Source organism: Leclercia adecarboxylata (assembly GCF_006171285.1).
GTDB classification, from domain to species: domain Bacteria; phylum Pseudomonadota; class Gammaproteobacteria; order Enterobacterales; family Enterobacteriaceae; genus Enterobacter; species Enterobacter barmai.
This window is the reverse complement of sequence record NZ_CP040889.1, coordinates 1,683,159-1,699,825: the sequence shown is the minus strand read 5'-3', so window position 1 is coordinate 1,699,825 and position 16,667 is coordinate 1,683,159. Positions and strand designations below refer to the sequence as shown.

General features: G+C 58.3%; 14 protein-coding genes. 5 read left to right on the top strand and 9 right to left on the bottom strand.

Annotation, left to right across the window (positions count from 1 at the left end; genetic code table 11):
* Nucleotides 1-8 precede the first annotated feature (8 nt).
* On the top strand, nt 9-2,093 hold the full coding sequence (gene malQ, locus FHN83_RS09950) for a 4-alpha-glucanotransferase (protein WP_139563753.1): 2,085 nt from the start codon (nt 9-11) through the stop codon (nt 2,091-2,093).
* A gap of 148 nt (nt 2,094-2,241) precedes the next feature.
* Here malQ and gntT read toward each other — a convergent pair whose 3' ends face one another.
* The 3 genes from gntT to gntX form a co-directional block, all read right to left on the bottom strand.
* Nucleotides 2,242-3,558, bottom strand: coding sequence for a gluconate transporter (gntT, locus tag FHN83_RS09945; protein WP_039031501.1), 1,317 nt, complete (start codon nt 3,556-3,558; stop codon nt 2,242-2,244).
* Nucleotides 3,559-3,858: 300 nt separating this feature from the next.
* Nucleotides 3,859-4,434 carry a Fe-S biogenesis protein NfuA gene (nfuA, locus tag FHN83_RS09940; RefSeq protein WP_039031502.1) on the bottom strand — a complete coding sequence of 192 codons (576 nt, stop codon included), beginning with the start codon at nt 4,432-4,434 and terminating at the stop codon, nt 3,859-3,861.
* Nucleotides 4,435-4,492: 58 nt separating this feature from the next.
* Nucleotides 4,493-5,176, bottom strand: a complete 684-nt coding sequence (gntX, locus tag FHN83_RS09935; RefSeq protein WP_139563752.1) for a DNA utilization protein GntX — start codon at nt 5,174-5,176, stop codon at nt 4,493-4,495.
* Between the two features lie 36 nt (nt 5,177-5,212).
* Here gntX and bioH point away from each other — a divergent pair, with 36 nt between their 5' ends.
* Both bioH and FHN83_RS09925 read left to right on the top strand, forming a co-directional pair.
* Complete coding sequence (gene bioH / locus FHN83_RS09930) at nt 5,213-5,986, top strand: pimeloyl-ACP methyl ester esterase BioH (protein WP_139563751.1); 774 nt, start codon at nt 5,213-5,215, stop codon at nt 5,984-5,986.
* Between the two features lie 114 nt (nt 5,987-6,100).
* Nucleotides 6,101-6,370: a YdgH/BhsA/McbA-like domain containing protein gene (locus FHN83_RS09925; RefSeq protein ID WP_039031505.1), complete on the top strand. Its 270-nt coding sequence runs from the start codon at nt 6,101-6,103 to the stop codon at nt 6,368-6,370.
* 39 nt (nt 6,371-6,409) lie between these two features.
* Here FHN83_RS09925 and feoC read toward each other — a convergent pair whose 3' ends face one another.
* The 5 genes from feoC to greB form a co-directional block, all read right to left on the bottom strand.
* A complete protein-coding gene (feoC, locus tag FHN83_RS09920) occupies nt 6,410-6,646 on the bottom strand; it encodes a [Fe-S]-dependent transcriptional repressor FeoC (protein WP_138370760.1) in 237 nt (78 codons plus the stop codon).
* A gap of 8 nt (nt 6,647-6,654) precedes the next feature.
* Nucleotides 6,655-8,973: a Fe(2+) transporter permease subunit FeoB gene (feoB, locus tag FHN83_RS09915; RefSeq protein ID WP_139563750.1), complete on the bottom strand. Its 2,319-nt coding sequence runs from the start codon at nt 8,971-8,973 to the stop codon at nt 6,655-6,657.
* A gap of 30 nt (nt 8,974-9,003) precedes the next feature.
* Entirely contained in the window at nt 9,004-9,231 is a 228-nt protein-coding gene (gene feoA, locus FHN83_RS09910) for a ferrous iron transporter A (protein WP_039031508.1), read from the bottom strand.
* Between the two features lie 326 nt (nt 9,232-9,557).
* Nucleotides 9,558-11,879: a Tex family protein gene (locus tag FHN83_RS09905; protein ID WP_039031509.1), complete on the bottom strand. Its 2,322-nt coding sequence runs from the start codon at nt 11,877-11,879 to the stop codon at nt 9,558-9,560.
* Between the two features lie 87 nt (nt 11,880-11,966).
* Nucleotides 11,967-12,440 (bottom strand): transcription elongation factor GreB, encoded by a 474-nt coding sequence (greB, locus tag FHN83_RS09900; protein WP_139563749.1) that lies wholly within the window; start codon nt 12,438-12,440, stop codon nt 11,967-11,969.
* A gap of 226 nt (nt 12,441-12,666) precedes the next feature.
* Here greB and ompR point away from each other — a divergent pair, with 226 nt between their 5' ends.
* On the top strand, nt 12,667-13,386 hold the full coding sequence (gene ompR, locus FHN83_RS09895; protein WP_001157751.1) for a two-component system response regulator OmpR: 720 nt from the start codon (nt 12,667-12,669) through the stop codon (nt 13,384-13,386).
* Nucleotides 13,383-14,729 (top strand): two-component system sensor histidine kinase EnvZ, encoded by a 1,347-nt coding sequence (envZ, locus tag FHN83_RS09890; protein WP_039031511.1) that lies wholly within the window; start codon nt 13,383-13,385, stop codon nt 14,727-14,729. The genes ompR and envZ overlap by 4 nt, the downstream gene beginning before the upstream one ends.
* Before the next feature lie 89 nt (nt 14,730-14,818).
* Here the strand turns inward: envZ and pckA are convergent, their stop codons facing one another.
* On the bottom strand, nt 14,819-16,438 hold the full coding sequence (gene pckA, locus FHN83_RS09880; RefSeq protein WP_139563748.1) for a phosphoenolpyruvate carboxykinase (ATP): 1,620 nt from the start codon (nt 16,436-16,438) through the stop codon (nt 14,819-14,821).
* Nucleotides 16,439-16,667 lie beyond the last annotated feature (229 nt).

Sequence of the window (16,667 nt, the reverse complement as noted above, 5' to 3'; positions counted from 1 at the left end):
GAAGCGCGATGGAAAGTAAACGTCTCGATAATGCCGCGCTGGCGGCGGGGATCAGCCCCAGCTACATCAATGCTCATGGTAAACCGCAGTCTATTGGTGCTGAAACCAAGAGACGTTTGCTGGATGCCATGCATAAAGCCAAACCCGTCGCGAAAGCGGCGGTGACTCCCGTCCCGAACGTGATGGTCTACACCACCGGGAAAAAGATGCCGCTGACCCTCGAAGGCAGCGGCGAATTTAGCTGGCTGCTGACCACTGAAGAGGGGCATCAGCACAAAGGCCATGCCACGGGCGGTAAAAAACTCAACCTTCCGGCAAAACTGCCGGAGGGCTACCACACCCTGACGCTGACCCAGGACGGCAGTCGCTGGCACTGTCGGGTGATTGTGGCGCCAAAACGCTGCTACGAGCCGCAGGCGCTGAAAGAGGGCAAGAAGCTGTGGGGCGCCTGCGTGCAGCTCTACACCCTGCGCTCTGAGGCTAACTGGGGGATCGGCGATTTCGGCGATCTGAAAAAGATGCTGACCGATGTCGGCAAGCGCAGCGGGGCCTTTATCGGCCTCAACCCTATTCACGCGCTCTATCCGGCCAACCCGGAGAGCGCCAGCCCGTACAGCCCGTCGTCCCGTCGCTGGCTGAACGTGATTTACATCGACGTGAACGCCGTTGAAGATTTCCGCAACAGCGACGAGGCCCAGGCGTGGTGGGGCATGGAGACCACCCGTCAGGCGCTGCAGCGCGCCCGCGATGCCGAGTGGGTGGATTACGCCAGCGTCACCGCGCTGAAGATGGCCGCCCTGCGCATGGCGTGGAAAGGCTTTGCGCAGCGTGAGGACGACCAGATGGCGGCGTTCCGCGAGTTTGTTACCCGGGAAGGGGAGAGCCTCTACTGGCAGGCGGCGTTTGACGCGCTGCATGCGTATCAGGTGAAAGAGGACGAAATGCGCTGGGGCTGGCCGGTCTGGCCTGAGCAGTATCAGTCCGTCAATTCCCCTGCGGTGAAAGCGTTTTGCGAAGAGCATGCCGAAGAGGTCGATTTCTACCTCTGGTTGCAGTGGCTGGCTTACAGCCAGTTTGCGGCCTGCTGGCAGGAGAGCCAGGGCTACGACATGCCGATTGGTCTTTACCGCGACCTGGCGGTGGGCGTGGCCGAGGGCGGGGCGGAGACCTGGTGCGATCGCGAGCTCTACTGCCTGAAAGCGTCTGTCGGTGCGCCGCCGGATATTCTTGGCCCGCTGGGTCAGAACTGGGGCCTGCCGCCGATGGATCCCCATGTGATTGCGGCCCGCGCCTATGAGCCCTTTATCGAGCTGCTGCGCGCCAACATGCAGAACTGCGGCGCGCTGCGTATCGACCACGTGATGTCGGTCCTGCGTCTGTGGTGGATCCCATATGGCGAAACCGCCGACCACGGGGCCTATGTGCATTATCCGGTGGACGATCTGCTCTCTATCCTTGCCCTCGAGAGTAAGCGCCACAACTGCATGGTGATTGGCGAAGATCTCGGCACCGTGCCGGTGGAAATCGTCAGCAAGCTGCGTGACAGCGGCGTTTACTCCTACAAAGTGCTCTATTTTGAAAACGACCTTGAGAAGAACTTCCGCGCGCCGGAGGCGTATCCAGAACAATCAATGGCAGTCGCGACGACGCATGACCTTCCTACGCTTCGGGGCTGGTGGGACAGCGGTGACCTTACCCTGGGCAAGACGCTGGGTCTCTACCCTGACGACGTGATGCTGCGCGGCCTGTACCAGGATCGCGAGCTGTCGAAGCAGGGTTTGCTGGATGCGCTGCACGCGCACGGTTGCCTGCCGAAACGCACCGGGCATAAGGCGTCGATGATGTCGATGACCGCCACGCTTAACCGCGGCCTGCAGCGTTACATCGCCGACAGTAACAGCGCCCTGTTAGGGCTACAGCCGGAAGACTGGATCGATATGGCGGAGCCGGTGAACATTCCGGGCACCAGCTACCAGTACAAAAACTGGCGGCGTAAGTTGTCCACCTCGCTTGAAGCGATGTTTGCTGACGAAGGGGTGAACAAGCTGATTAAGGACCTGGACAAGCGGCGAAAAGCGGCTGCGAAGAAGTAAAACAAAAACCCGCCAGATGGCGGGTTTTTTATTGCCCGGTGGCGCTGCGCTTACCGGGCCTACGGGGATTAGGCGGATAATTGTCGCACGTTCACCGGTTCAGTTTTGTAGGCCGGGTAAGGCGTAGCCGCCACCCGGCAATGTCACATCAGACAACCATACCCAGCAGCAGACACCCGATCAGCCCGCAAACCGAGATGATGGTTTCCAGCATGGACCAGGATTTGATGGTCTCACCGATGGTCAGGTTGAAGTACTCCTTGAACAGCCAGAAGCCCGGATCGTTTACGTGGGAGAAAATCACGCTACCGGAACCGACCGCGATAACCATCAGCTCAGGGCTAACGCCGGTGGTCGCAATCAGCGGAGCAACGATACCACCCGCGGTGATAGCCGCAACGGTTGCGGAACCCAGCGCGATACGCAGGACCGCCGCGATAGACCATGCCATCAGGATGGGGGAGATGTTGGTTTCATGCATCATGGAAGCGATGTACTTGTCCACGCCGCTATCAACCAGAACCTGTTTGAACGCACCGCCACCACCGATGATCAGCAGCATCATGGCGATGATTTTGATCGAAGAGCTCAGGGTGTCGTTGATCTGGTCCATGGAACGGCCACGGTTCAGACCGAAGGTGAACAGCGCAATCAGAACGGCAATCAGGGTTGCCATCACCGGGTCACCCAGGAACTCGGCGACGCCCAGAACCGGATGGCCTTTCGGCAGGATCATCTCGCAGACGGCACGCATAGCCATCAGCACGACCGGTACCAGAGAGGTCCAGACGCTGACCGCAAAGCTTGGCATCTCGGCTTCGGTAAAGGTTTTCGCGCTGTACAGACCTTCCGGGATCGGCTTGTCGATACCTTTCAGGCAGCGGGCAAAGACCGGGCCGGCCAGAATAACTGTCGGGATCGCAAGGATGGTACCGAACAGCAGGGTTTTACCCATGTCCGCATGGAAGATGGTGGCGATAGCGGTTGGGCCCGGGTGCGGCGGCAGGAAGCCGTGGGTTACGGACAGCGCAGCGGCCATCGGTACGCCCACATACAGCAGCGGGATGCTGGCAGACGCGGCGATGGTAAACACCAGCGGCAGCATCAGCACGAAGCCCACTTCGTAGAACAGGGCGAAACCCACGGTGAAGCCGGTTAAAACCACCGCCCACTGAATGTTATTTTTGCCGAATTTGGCAATCAGCGTGGTCGCGATGCGCTGTGCGCCACCGCAGTCAGCCAGCATTTTACCGAGCATGGCGCCGAAGCCCATGATCAGCGCCAGGCTACCGAGCGTACCGCCCACCCCAGCTTTAATGGAGCTGATAACTTTTACCAGCGGCATACCCTGCATCAGGCCGACAGCAAGTGCCACCAGAACAAGGGCGATAAAACCGTTCATTTTGAAACGGATCATCAAGAGCAGTAACAGGATTACACCGATAGCGACGATGACTAATGGCATGATTATCTGGCCTTAAAATTGTTATGGGTAACGTCATTGTTTCAACGACATATTAATGTTGCCCCAACTGGGAACGGCTAACTGATGGCACACAGGCTGGCTGCCTTCTAAATCTTAAGTTTAGTCGGTCGGCGTAAAGCTGTTTTAGTGCCCACGAGAATGATACGGGTAACATGTGCGGCTTGAGAATGACCCTGGCGGTCAAAATGTGAATTCTGAGACGCAGGTCATGTTATGAGGCAGGGAAAGCAGGGGAGTTTGCCCGGCAGCGTTTAGCGCCGGGCAACAGATAGCGGAAACTTAATAGTAAGAGTGTTCGCCGCGCTGGTGTTCTGTCAGATCGCGTACGCCTTTCAGCTCCGGGAACTCGTTCAGCAGCTGCTTCTCGATCCCTTCTTTCAGGGTGACGTCGACCATGGAACAGCCGTTACAGCCGCCGCCAAACTGCAGAATGGCCAGACCGTCTTCGGTGATCTCCATCAGGGAGACGCGACCACCGTGGCCAGCCAGCTGCGGGTTAATCTGGGACTGCAGCAGGTACTCAACGCGCTCCATCAGCGGGGCATCGTCGGTCACTTTACGCATTTTGGCGTTTGGCGCTTTCAGCGTTAACTGTGAACCCAACTGGTCGGTTACAAAATCAATTTCCGCATCTTCCAGATACGGTGAGCTCAGCTCATCGACATAGGCAGTGAGTTGCTCAAACTTCAGGGCGGTGTCAGTTGCTTCCACAGCATCCGGTGGGCAATAAGAGACGCCGCATTCTGCATTCGGGGTGCCCGGGTTGATCACGAATACGCGGATCTGGGTCCCTTCTTCCTGATTTGCCAGCAGTTTGGCAAAGTGCGCTTGTGCAGCATCGGAAATACGGATCATAGCATTGGCCTAATAGTTGACTAAATTACCTGGGTATAATACGCCCAACCAGAGGGCGCTACAAGGTTCGACACAGACACCATACCTGAACCGACGCCGCGCCGCTTCGCAAAAGCAGGCGGGAGAGTTCCGCGACGGTAGCGCCTGTTGTCACGACATCATCCACCAGAGCGATATGGCGTCCCGCCACCGGTAATTCAAGCGCAAAAGCGTGCTGCAGGTTGCGTTTACGTAATCTCGCGCTGAGCTGATGCTGCGCCGGAGTGGCGCGGATACGGCGAATGGCATCGGGAACATAGCGGCAGTTCAGCCAGCGGGCCAGCGGACGACAGAGCAGATCGCTCTGGTTAAACCCGCGCCGCCAGTGGCGCCGGGACCAGAGCGGCACGCAGACCATCATATCGACACGCGGCAAAGCCCGGCTGCGTCTGGCAAGCAACAGCGCCAGCAGTAACAGTCTAGCCAGCGGCTGTGCCAGCTGGGTGCGGCGGGAAAATTTGAACTGATGCACCAGCGGGCTCACCGGCGGTGTATAGCCACACACCGCCACCAGGGCCTGCCACGGCGGCGGCTTGCGCAGGCAGCGTCCGCAGGGCAGGTGAGGGTTGAAGGCCGGTAAGCCGCACTGGGGGCAACAGCACGTCCGGGCCGCAATCCCTCTTTCGCACAGGGAACAGACTCCCCAGTGGCCGAGCGCAAGCGGCATCCGGCATAGCCAGCACAAGCCGGGCACTGTTAGCATAGACATCCTCCTTGTGAAAAAAGAGAACAGTAATCGATGAACACGCTTTGGTGGCAGACCGTTGGGACAGGAAATTGTCATCTTGTGCTGCTGCACGGATGGGGACTGAATGCTGAAGTCTGGCGTTGCGTCAGTGAGGAACTGGCCTCGCAATTTACGCTGCACCTGGTGGACCTGCCGGGCTTTGGCCGCAGCCGCGATTTTGGGGCGATGTCGCTTGAGGAGATGGCGGAGCAGGTATTGGCCCAGGCGCCGGATAAGGCGATCTGGTTGGGCTGGAGCCTCGGCGGGCTGGTGGCGAGCCAGATCGCCCTTGACCACCCGGAACGCGTCCAGGCGCTGGTGACGGTAGCGTCATCCCCCTGTTTTAGCGCCCGCGACGGGTGGCCAGGCATTAAGCCTGAGGTATTAGCCGGTTTTCAGCAGCAGCTGAGCGACGATTTTCAGCGCACGGTGGAGCGGTTTCTTGCGCTGCAAACCATGGGGACCGAAAGCGCGCGGCAGGATGCGCGTCTGCTGAAAAGCACGGTCCTCGCCCTGCCGATGCCTGAGGTGAACGTACTCAACGGCGGGCTGGAGATCCTGAAAACGGCCGATCTGCGGGAGCCGCTGGCGGCATTGTCGCTGCCGCATCTGCGTATTTATGGTTATCTTGACGGGCTGGTACCGCGCAAAATCGTGCCGCTGCTGGATGCGCAGTGGCCGCAGAGCGAAGCCCTGATCCTGGCCAAAGCGGCGCATGCGCCCTTTATCTCTCACCCCGCTGAATTTTGCGCGGCGTTGATGGCCCTAAGTCAGCGTTTAAACTGATTATTTTCTTTTCCACCTGGAAAAAGTGACGTACCGCAACAATACTCACTATATCGTTGCGGTTGCCCCGCTTTCGATAATCAAAATTACAATCCTTCTTTGGGAGTCATAACTATGAAACTTGTCACAGGTATTGTTGCTTCTCTGGTTATTGGATCACTCTCTTTTGGCGTGATGGCGGCAGAAGAGATCCAGAAAGATAAAGTGAAAGAGATGAATTTGACGAAGGTTGGTACTGTCTCTACGTCTGACACCACTGCGCCAATGGATGCCAGAAAAGAGCTTTCACAGAAAGCAGATGAGCTGGGCGGTAAGTACTATGTCGTCACCAGCGCCAACAAAGATCAGAAAGACATCCGCGCGACCGCAGAAGTCTACAAATAAACAGATGAAGCCGGGCAGCCCTGCCCGGCTTTATTACGATTAACGCAGCGCCCACCACTCCCTGAGGCAGGCTTTTCCTTCAGGGCAGCTTTTACAGCTGCCGGTTAAGCAGCCGTCGGCATCCTCCTGAATGCGCTTCGCTTTGCCCATCGCCTCAAGTCGTTGCAGCATGGCCTCGATCATCGCCTGCGGAGTATGCAGGATCTGGCTGAGCTGGGTGGCCTCCATTCGTCCCTGCAACGCCAGCAAATCACGCACTTCAATTAACGATGCCATGCCGCCTCCTAATGACAGTCGCTGGCCGGACTTTCGCAGCAGGCCGCCGCGGTCCTGCCTTTCACCAGCAGATTGACGTCCACGCGGCTGCGAGCCCGGCGCAACAGGCCAATCACCAGCACGTTAAACAGCACCACCGCCAGGATACACGCCAGGCTGTACTGCGGATGCTGGTTGAAATTGACCGTCTGGTAGTAGACCGTTGCCAGCGAGTAGGCGATATTCAGCCCCCACAGCACGGAGAAGCCCATCCAGCCGCGGCTGGATTCGCGGGCGATGGCGCCCATCACCGAGATGCACGGAATGTAGAGCAGAACGAAGATCAGGTAGCTGTAGGCCGCCGAAGCGCTGCCGAATTTCTCGCTCATCACGCCCATGGCGCCGGTCGCCATCTCGCCGTCGCCTTTGCTGGCTTCAATCGGGTTCGCCAGCACGCTCAGGCTGAAGGTCTCTTTCAGGCTCTGCCAGGTTTCATCCACGGCGCTGAACAGTTCGTCGCCGAGGTGGAAATCGGCCGGGTTAAACTCCGCTTCCTGAATATTTTCAGCGGTATAGAGGGTGTTCAGGGTACCGACCACCACCTCTTTTGCCATCGCGCCGGTGAACAGCCCGACGGTGGCCTGCCAGTTGTCTTCGTGCACGCCAATCGGCTTGAACAGCGGGGTGATGACGCGGCTGACGGAGGCCAGCGCGGAGTCGTTAATGTTATCCGCCGCCTGGCCGCTGAGGGTAAAGCTGTTCAGCGCGCTCAGGAAAATACTCACCACCACAATCACTTTACCCGCCCGCAGGACAAAGCCTTTCAGGCGCTGCCAGGTCTGGATCAGCAGGCTTTTCAGGTGCGGAACGTGGTAGACCGGCAGCTCCATCACGAACGGCGTGGCTTCCCCGCGCATGATGGTGTGTTTGAGCATCAGGCCGGTGAGGATCGCCATGACGATGCCCAGCACGTAGAGCGAGAAGACCGCCAGCGCCCCCTCCTGACCGAAGAAGGCGGCGGCAAAGACCGCAAAAATCGCCAGCCGCGCGCCGCAGGACATAAATGGCGCCATCATGATGGTCATCAGGCGTTCGCGCGGCGCATCCAGCGTGCGGGCGCCCATCACCGACGGCACGTTGCAGCCGAAGCCCACGATCAGCGGCACGAAGGATTTACCCGGCAGGCCGAGAGCCTGCATCAGGCGATCCATCACGAAGGCCGCGCGGGCCATGTAACCGGAGTCCTCCAGGAAGGAGAGGAACAGATACATCATGCCGATCTGCGGCACCAGCGGCAGGACGGTGTTGATCCCGCCGCCCAGCCCCTGGGCGAGGAAAATGGTCAGCCATTCCGGCAGGTGCAGCGTATAGCCCAGCCACTGAATGCCGTGAATGAAGATCGCCACGGAGCCGACGTCAAACAGCGGCTGCAGCGCGCCGCCAATGTTGATGGCCAGCAGGAACATCACGTACATCACCAGCAGAAACACCGGCAGGCCGAGGAAACGGTTGAGGATCACCCTGTCCATCGCCCGGGTAAAGCGGCTTGGCTCGGCGGTGAGGGCGTTGCTGACCACGTCGCAAATGGCATTGATGCTTTGATAGCGGGCATCGGCGATGTGCAGGGCAGGATCGTCCAGTTCGTCGTTCAGGCGCGCCAGGGACGCATCAAGCTGTTGCGCGGCATCACCGGCGTAGGCGCGGCTGTAGATATCGCCTTCCAGCATCTGCAGGCCGAGCCAGTTGCGCTGTTTTAACGGCATGCTGTGCGCCATTTCCTGAGCGAGGATCCCGGCTTCACGCAGCAGCGGCTGGGGGTAGTGCACCAGCTCCACGTCGGCGTTACGGCTGTGTCGGTCAATGGCGAGCTTCAGGGCGTCGATACCGCGGGCGCGTGTAGAAACCAGCGGCACCACCGGGCAACCCAGGCGAGCAGAGAGGGCGTCGACGTCGATGCGGATCTGCTGCTTCTCGGCAATATCGAGCATATTCAACGCCACCACGCAGGGGATGCCCAGCTCGAGAAGCTGCAGCGTCAGGTAGAGATTGCGCTCGAGGTTCGAGGCATCCACCACGTTGATCAGCAGGTCGGCGTCGCCGCTCAGAATATAGTGGCAGGCGATCTGCTCATCCAGCGAGGTCTGGGAGGAAATAGTGGTTAACGAGTAGGTGCCGGGCAGATCGACGAGCGTAACCTGGTTGTCGGTAGTGGTGAACAAACCCTCTTTACGCTCGACCGTGACGCCCGCCCAGTTACCGACGCGCTGACGTGCGCCGGTAAGCTGATTAAATAAGGTGGTCTTGCCGGAATTGGGATTGCCAATTAAGCCAATGGTTAATTTTTTCATTCTTTTAGACTCGCTACGAAAGCTGGCGTTTTATTGAGACAGAGCTTCAACTTCTATTAATGCGAGATCTTTCTTACGCAGAACCAGATTCACACGTCGGGTTTCGATATGGATCGGATCGCCCAGCGGGGCAACGCGAACAACGTTAAAAGAGGAGCCGGGAAGCATTCCTAAAGAGAGCAGTTTCTGGCGATAGGCCGGGCTGATTTCGCGCGTGAAACCGGTAATTTTCCACGCGCTGTCTGGAGTGAATTGCATAGTGCCTACTTAACGAAAGGTTAAATAATCTACAGGCACAATGGTAATGAGAATAGTTTCTATCATCAATGCTAAATATGTGACGGAATGTACATGGCGCTATTAATTTGCAGCCGGATTGACCTTGCTCAATATTTGCGAAGACTGCTGGTGAGAGAAAAAAAGACTTATTGTTAATAGAGTGATAATTATCGGTTTAAATATGGGTATGCAATCGGTTCCATATTTATTTAATTCCTGCGCTCTGTTTGCCGGGCGGCACAGCGCTTGCCCGGCCTACGGTTTTACAGGCCCGGTAAGCGAAGCGCCACCGGGCACTGCCAATATTAACGCTTCTTACCCATTGCCGCTGCCAGCGCATCCATCATCGCGCTGTTACCGGATGGCTGTGCTTCACGACCGCGCGGTTTCGCTGCCGGACGCTGCTGGCGCGCCTCGCTGTTTCCGCCGCCGCGACGGGCGTTGGTCTCGCCAGGCTGCTCGTCCAGACGCATGGTCAGGGCGATACGCTTGCGCTGCAGATCCACTTCCAGCACTTTCACCTTCACGATGTCGCCGGCTTTCACCACGGTATGCGGATCCTGCACGAACTTGTCGGCCAGAGAGGAGATGTGCACCAGGCCATCCTGATGAACGCCGATATCCACAAACGCACCGAAGTTGGTGACGTTGGTGACGGCGCCTTCCAGCACCATACCCGGCAGCAGGTCGTTCATCGTCTCGACGCCATCCGCAAACTGCGCGGTTTTGAACTCCGGACGCGGGTCGCGACCCGGTTTCTCCAGCTCTTTGATGATGTCGGACACCGTCGGCACACCAAATTTCTCATCGGTGAAGTCGACCGCTTTCAGGTTACGCAGTTCGCTGCTGTTACCCATCAGCGCGTTCAGCGCCTGCTGGGTGGCCGCCAGAATGCGCTCCACCACCGGATAGGCTTCCGGGTGAACGGTGGAGGCGTCCAGCGGGTTGTCGCCGTGGTTGATACGCAGGAAGCCCGCGCACTGCTCGAACGCTTTAGGTCCCAGACGGCTCACCTTCAGCAGCTGCTGGCGGTTCTGGAACTGCCCGTTCTCATCGCGCCAGGCAACAATGTTCTGCGCCATCATCCGGGTTAAACCCGCCACGCGGGTCAGCAGGGCGACGGAGGCGGTATTCAGGTCAACGCCAACGGCGTTTACGCAGTCTTCCACCACCGCATCCAGCTTACGCGCCAGCTGCGTCTGGCTGACGTCGTGCTGGTACTGGCCCACGCCGATGGATTTCGGGTCGATCTTCACCAGCTCCGCCAGCGGATCCTGCAGACGGCGGGCGATAGAGACCGCACCGCGCAGGGAGACGTCCAGATCCGGGAACTCCTGCGCTGCCAGCTCGGACGCCGAGTACACCGACGCACCCGCTTCGCTGACAATCACTTTTTGCGCCGTCACTTTCGGGAACTGCTTTTGCAAATCGAGGAAGAAACGTTCGGTTTCGCGGGAGGCGGTGCCGTTGCCGATCGCCACCAGCTCAACGTTGTGCTTCTCGCACAGCGCCGCCACGGCAACCGCGGCTTTCGCTGCCTGACCGGTATGAGGATAGATGGTATCGGTAGCCACCAGCTTGCCGGTACCATCCACTACGGCCACCTTCACGCCGGTACGCAGGCCCGGATCGAGGCCCATGGTGGCGCGCAGGCCCGCCGGGGCAGCCATCAGCAGATCGTGCAGGTTACGGGCAAAGACATTGATCGCCTCGTCTTCGGCGCGTTCGCGCACGGTGCCCATCAGTTCGGTTTCGAGGTGCATCAGCACCTTGATACGCCAGGTCCAGCTCACCACGCCTTTGCGCCAGCTGTCCGCCGGAGCGTTGTTCAGGCGCAGGCCGAGATGGTCAATGATGATCTGCTCGCCGTGGCTCTCTTTTGGCGGCTCGTCAAACTGCGGGTCGGCGTTCAGGGAGAGCTGCAGAATGCCCTCGTTGCGACCGCGGAACATCGCCAGCGCGCGGTGGGACGGCACGGTTGAGATCGGTTCATGGTGATCGAAGTAGTCGCGGAATTTCGCCCCTTCTTCCTCTTTGCCGCTGACCACGGTGGAGACGATATGGGCGTTCTTCCACAGATAATCACGCACTTTTGCCAGCAGGGCAGCGTCTTCGGCAAAGCGCTCCATCAGGATGTAGCGGGCGCCATCGAGGGCGGCTTTGGTGTCGGCCACGCCTTTATCGGCATCGATAAACTTCGCGGCTTCGGTTTCCGGGTCGTGGGACGGCGTCGTCCACAGCAGATCGGCCAGCGGCTCCAGGCCTGCTTCAATGGCGATCTGTCCACGGGTGCGGCGTTTTTGTTTATACGGCAGATAGAGATCTTCGAGTTCGGTTTTATTCAGGGTGCCGTTGATGGCTGCTTCCAGTTCGCTGGTCAGCTTGCCCTGTTCGCCGATGGATTTCAGAATCGCCTGGCGCCTGTCTTCCAGTTCACGGAGATAGCCGAGGCGGGTCTCCAGGTTACGCAGCTGCGTATCATCCAGACCGCCAGTCACTTCCTTACGATAACGTGCAATAAACGGCACGGTGTTCCCTTCATCAAGCAGGCGAACGGCAGCTTCTACCTGTTCAGCCCTTGCCTGAAGTTCACCCGCAATAATGCGGCAGAGCGAATCTTTCATCATGGCTATTTCATCTTGTGGGTCGAAAAATCAGGGGATAGTTATACGGACTGGCACTGCAAAATGCCAGTCGTGGAGGGCGCTCTCGGACTATTTTACGTACTCGATTTCATTGACGTACCAGCTGGCTTCACCCGCCGGGGTATGGACGACAGCCAGATCGCCCACCTCTTTTTTCAGCAGCGCCCGGGCCATCGGTGAATCGATGGAGATGTAATCCTTACGACCAAAAATTTCATCGTAGCCGACAATACGAAAGCGCTTGAGATCGCCCTCGTCATTTTCGATCTCGACCCACGCGCCGAAGAAGACCTTGCCCTCCTGCTGCGGGGAATAATCGACGATTTTCAGGTTCTCGAGGCATTTGGTCAGATAACGCACCCGGCGGTCGATTTCACGCAGTCGCTTCTTGTTGTACTGGTAGTCGGCATTCTCACTGCGGTCGCCGAGGCTCGCTGCCCAGGTCACTTTTTTTGTCACCTCCGGGCGCTCTTCACGCCACAGGGTGTCCAGCTCTTTCTTCAGATTTTCATACCCTTCGCGGGTGATCAGGGGCGTTTTCATTCTCTGGCCTTACAACAGGGTTGCTTACCTTGCGCACATTACGTATCACTTATCTTATCAGACAGGATTAATAATGAGTTATGTGACGGAATGTACAGATAAGCTGCTGTTAAATATGCTTTGTAACAATTTCGACTAGAATTTATACCAGAATTAGCTGGTCGTGGACGCGCACTTTTTTAGAATACGCTGTTCAAGATTATCCGAACCTTTGGGAGTACTGACAATGCAAGAGAATTATAAGATTCTGGTGGTGGATGACGACATGCGCCTGCGTGCGCTCCTTGAGCGTTATCTGACCGAGCAGGGCTTCCAGGTTCGTAGCGTCGCCAACGCCGAACAGATGGACCGCCTGCTGACCCGCGAATCCTTCCACCTGATGGTGCTGGATCTGATGCTGCCGGGCGAGGATGGCCTTTCCATCTGCCGTCGTCTGCGTAGCCAGAGCAACCCGATGCCGATCATTATGGTGACGGCGAAAGGGGAAGAGGTTGACCGTATCGTGGGCCTGGAAATTGGCGCCGACGACTACATTCCAAAACCGTTTAACCCGCGCGAGCTGCTGGCCCGTATCCGTGCCGTGCTGCGCCGTCAGGCGAACGAACTGCCGGGCGCGCCGTCCCAGGAAGAGGCGGTGATTGCCTTCGGCAAGTTCAAGCTGAACCTCGGCACCCGCGAGATGTTCCGTGAAGATGAGCCAATGCCGCTGACCAGCGGTGAGTTCGCGGTACTGAAAGCCCTGGTCAGCCATCCGCGTGAGCCGCTCTCCCGCGATAAGCTGATGAACCTGGCGCGTGGCCGTGAATATTCCGCGATGGAGCGTTCCATCGACGTACAGATCTCCCGCCTGCGCCGCATGGTGGAAGAGGATCCGGCGCACCCGCGCTATATCCAGACCGTCTGGGGTCTGGGCTACGTGTTTGTCCCGGACGGCTCTAAAGCATGAGGCGAATGCGTTTCTCGCCGCGTAGCTCGTTTGCCCGCACCCTGTTACTGATCGTCACCCTGCTGTTTGTCAGCCTGGTGACGACCTATCTGGTCGTGCTGAACTTTGCGATCCTGCCGAGCCTGCAGCAGTTTAATAAGGTCCTGGCCTACGAAGTCCGTATGCTGATGACCGATAAACTGCAGCTGGAAGATGGCACGCAGCTGGTGGTTCCTCCGGCATTTCGCCGTGAGATCTACCGTGAGCTGGGGATATCGCTCTATTCTAACGAAGCGGCGGAAGACGCAGGCCTGCGCTGGGCTCAGCATTATGAATTCCTTAGCCAGCAGATGGCGCAGCAGCTGGGCGGCCCAACGGAAGTGCGCGTTGAGGTCAACAAAAGCTCGCCGGTCGTCTGGCTGAAAACCTGGCTGTCACCCAATATCTGGGTGCGCGTGCCGCTGACCGAAATCCATCAGGGCGACTTCTCGCCACTGTTCCGTTACACCCTGGCGATCATGCTGCTGGCGATAGGCGGCGCGTGGCTGTTTATCCGTATTCAGAACCGACCGCTGGTCGACCTGGAGCACGCGGCGCTTCAGGTCGGTAAAGGGATTATTCCGCCTCCGCTGCGCGAGTATGGCGCGTCGGAAGTGCGTTCGGTGACCCGCGCCTTCAACCATATGGCGGCCGGGGTGAAGCAGCTGGCGGATGACCGTACCCTGTTGATGGCCGGGGTCAGCCACGACCTGCGCACCCCGCTGACGCGTATTCGCCTCGCCACTGAAATGATGGGCGAGGAGGACGGCTACCTGGCGGAGTCCATTAACAAGGACATCGAAGAGTGCAACGCCATTATCGAGCAGTTCATCGACTACCTGCGTACCGGGCAGGAGATGCCGATGGAGATCGCGGAACTTAACGCGGTGCTGGGCGAAGTGGTGGCGGCCGAGAGCGGCTACGAGCGTGAAATCGAAACCGATCTGCAGCCGGGCGATATCACCGTGCGGATGCATCCGCTCTCCATCAAGCGCGCCGTGGCGAATATGGTGGTCAACGCCGCCCGCTACGGTAACGGCTGGATCAAGGTCAGCAGTGGCTCCGAACTGAATCGCGCCTGGTTCCAGGTGGAAGATGACGGCCCGGGGATCAAACCGGAACAGCGTAAACATCTGTTCCAGCCGTTTGTGCGTGGCGACAGCGCGCGCAGCACCAGCGGCACCGGTTTAGGCCTGGCGATTGTGCAGCGTATCGTGGATAACCATAACGGTCTGCTGGAGATTGGCACCAGCGAGCGGGGCGGGTTGAGTATCCGCGCGTGGCTGCCGGTTCCGTTTCCGCGCAGGCAGGTGAAAGAGAGCTAAAAAATAAGCCGGGTGGCGGCTTCGCCTTACCCGGCCTACATTCAGGGTTTTTGTAGGACGGGTAAGCGCAGCGCCACCCGGCACAATCTCTACAGCTTAGGTCCTGCAACAACCAACGCCGCACCCGCTGGCGTGTCGGTGTACTTCTCAAAGTTTTCCACGAACAGTTTCGCAAGCTGAGTGGCTTTTTCCTGCCACTGCTCCGGCGACGCGTAGGTGTTACGCGGATCGAGGATGTGGCTGTCCACGCCTGGCAGTTCGGTCGGGATCGCCAGATCGAACATCGGCAGGGTGAAGGTTTCCGCATCATCCAGCGAACCGTTCAGAATGGCGTCGATAATGGCGCGGGTATCTTTGATAGAGATACGCTTGCCGGTGCCGTTCCAGCCGGTGTTGACCAGGTACGCCTGGGCGCCTGAGGCCTGCATGCGTTTCACCAGCACTTCGGCGTACTGCGTCGGGTGCAGCGACAGGAAGGCTGCGCCGAAGCAGGCGGAGAAGGTTGGCGTTGGCTCAGTGACACCCCGCTCGGTACCGGCCAGCTTGGCGGTAAAACCGGAGAGGAAGTGGTACTGTGTCTGGCTGGCGGTCAGGCGTGAAACCGGCGGCAGCACGCCAAACGCGTCGGCGGTGAGGAAGATCACCTTGGTCGCGTGGCCCGCTTTTGAGACCGGCTTAACGATGTTGTCGATGTGGTAGATCGGGTAGCTGACGCGGGTGTTTTCGGTTTTTGACGCATCGTCAAAATCCACCGAGCCGTCGGCGCGTACCGTCACGTTCTCCAGCAGCGCATCGCGGCGGATCGCCTGGAAGATATCCGGCTCCGCTTCTGCCGACAGACGAATGGTCTTGGCGTAGCAGCCGCCTTCAAAGTTAAACACCCCGTCATCGTCCCAGCCGTGTTCGTCGTCGCCAATCAGGCGGCGTTTCGGGTCGGTGGAGAGGGTGGTTTTACCGGTGCCGGAGAGGCCAAAGAAGACCGCCACATCGCCTTTCTCGCCGACGTTCGCCGAGCAGTGCATGGAGGCAATGCCCTGCAACGGCAGCAGGTAGTTCATCACCGAGAACATCCCTTTCTTCATTTCGCCGCCGTACCATGTGCCGCCGATCAGCTGGATACGTTCCGTCAGGTTAAAGGCGACAAAGTTTTCGGAGTTCAGCCCCTGCTCTTTCCAGTTCGGGTTGGTGCACTTCGCACCGTTCATCACCACAAAGTCAGGCTCGAAGCTCTGCAGCTCTTCTTCGGTGGGGCGAATGAACATGTTCTTCACGAAATGCGCCTGCCAGGCCACCTCGGTGATAAAGCGAACGGAAAGACGGGTGTCGGCGTTGGCGCCGCAGTAAGCGTCGATAATGAACAGACGCTTGCCGGAAAGTTGTTGGGTGACGAGGGTCTTCAGGTGCTGCCAGGTTTCAGGGGAGATCGCTTTGTTGTCGTTCTTCCCTTTGCCATGATCGGCCCACCACAGGGTGTCGCGGGTGGTGTCGTCACGGACAATGTATTTATCCTTCGGCGAACGACCGGTAAAGATACCGGTATCGACAGCAATGGCGCCGGTCGTCGTCAGGATCCCGCGCTCGTAGCCTTCCAGCGCTGGATTGAGCTCTTCCTGATACAGCGTATCGTAATCGGGGTTGTAGACGATATCCTGAGCATCGTTGATACCATAAGCCATGAGATCTTGCGGGGTTAAACCATTAACACGCATATCACTGCTCCTTAGCCAATTTATACTGCCTGAAATTGTAGGGTTTTTCTTCGAATGTTAACCGCGACCGGGCTCATAGATTTGCGTATCTGGACAAAAACCCTTAATGACGGAAAACGCTGTGACTCCTGTCACTCGCGGAGCAGATTATGGCAGGAATCACTTTTCGGTTGGGGAAAATGTTCTTAAAAGGTTAATGGGCGGTAAATTTAACTACGAGAATGTGAAT

Excerpts from the sequence above, each read along its gene's own strand:
- malQ (WP_139563753.1), top strand. The coding sequence starts at position 9 with ATGGAAAGTAAACGTCTCGATAATGCCGCGCTGGCGGCGGGGATCAGC.
- gntT (WP_039031501.1), bottom strand. The coding sequence starts at position 3,558 with ATGCCATTAGTCATCGTCGCTATCGGTGTAATCCTGTTACTGCTCTTG.
- nfuA (WP_039031502.1), bottom strand. The coding sequence starts at position 4,434 with ATGATCCGTATTTCCGATGCTGCACAAGCGCACTTTGCCAAACTGCTG.
- gntX (WP_139563752.1), bottom strand. The coding sequence starts at position 5,176 with ATGCTAACAGTGCCCGGCTTGTGCTGGCTATGCCGGATGCCGCTTGCG.
- bioH (WP_139563751.1), top strand. The coding sequence starts at position 5,213 with ATGAACACGCTTTGGTGGCAGACCGTTGGGACAGGAAATTGTCATCTT.
- FHN83_RS09925 (WP_039031505.1), top strand. The coding sequence starts at position 6,101 with ATGAAACTTGTCACAGGTATTGTTGCTTCTCTGGTTATTGGATCACTC.
- feoC (WP_138370760.1), bottom strand. The coding sequence starts at position 6,646 with ATGGCATCGTTAATTGAAGTGCGTGATTTGCTGGCGTTGCAGGGACGA.
- feoB (WP_139563750.1), bottom strand. The coding sequence starts at position 8,973 with ATGAAAAAATTAACCATTGGCTTAATTGGCAATCCCAATTCCGGCAAG.
- feoA (WP_039031508.1), bottom strand. The coding sequence starts at position 9,231 with ATGCAATTCACTCCAGACAGCGCGTGGAAAATTACCGGTTTCACGCGC.
- FHN83_RS09905 (WP_039031509.1), bottom strand. The coding sequence starts at position 11,879 with ATGATGAAAGATTCGCTCTGCCGCATTATTGCGGGTGAACTTCAGGCA.
- greB (WP_139563749.1), bottom strand. The coding sequence starts at position 12,440 with ATGAAAACGCCCCTGATCACCCGCGAAGGGTATGAAAATCTGAAGAAA.
- ompR (WP_001157751.1), top strand. The coding sequence starts at position 12,667 with ATGCAAGAGAATTATAAGATTCTGGTGGTGGATGACGACATGCGCCTG.
- envZ (WP_039031511.1), top strand. The coding sequence starts at position 13,383 with ATGAGGCGAATGCGTTTCTCGCCGCGTAGCTCGTTTGCCCGCACCCTG.
- pckA (WP_139563748.1), bottom strand. The coding sequence starts at position 16,438 with ATGCGTGTTAATGGTTTAACCCCGCAAGATCTCATGGCTTATGGTATC.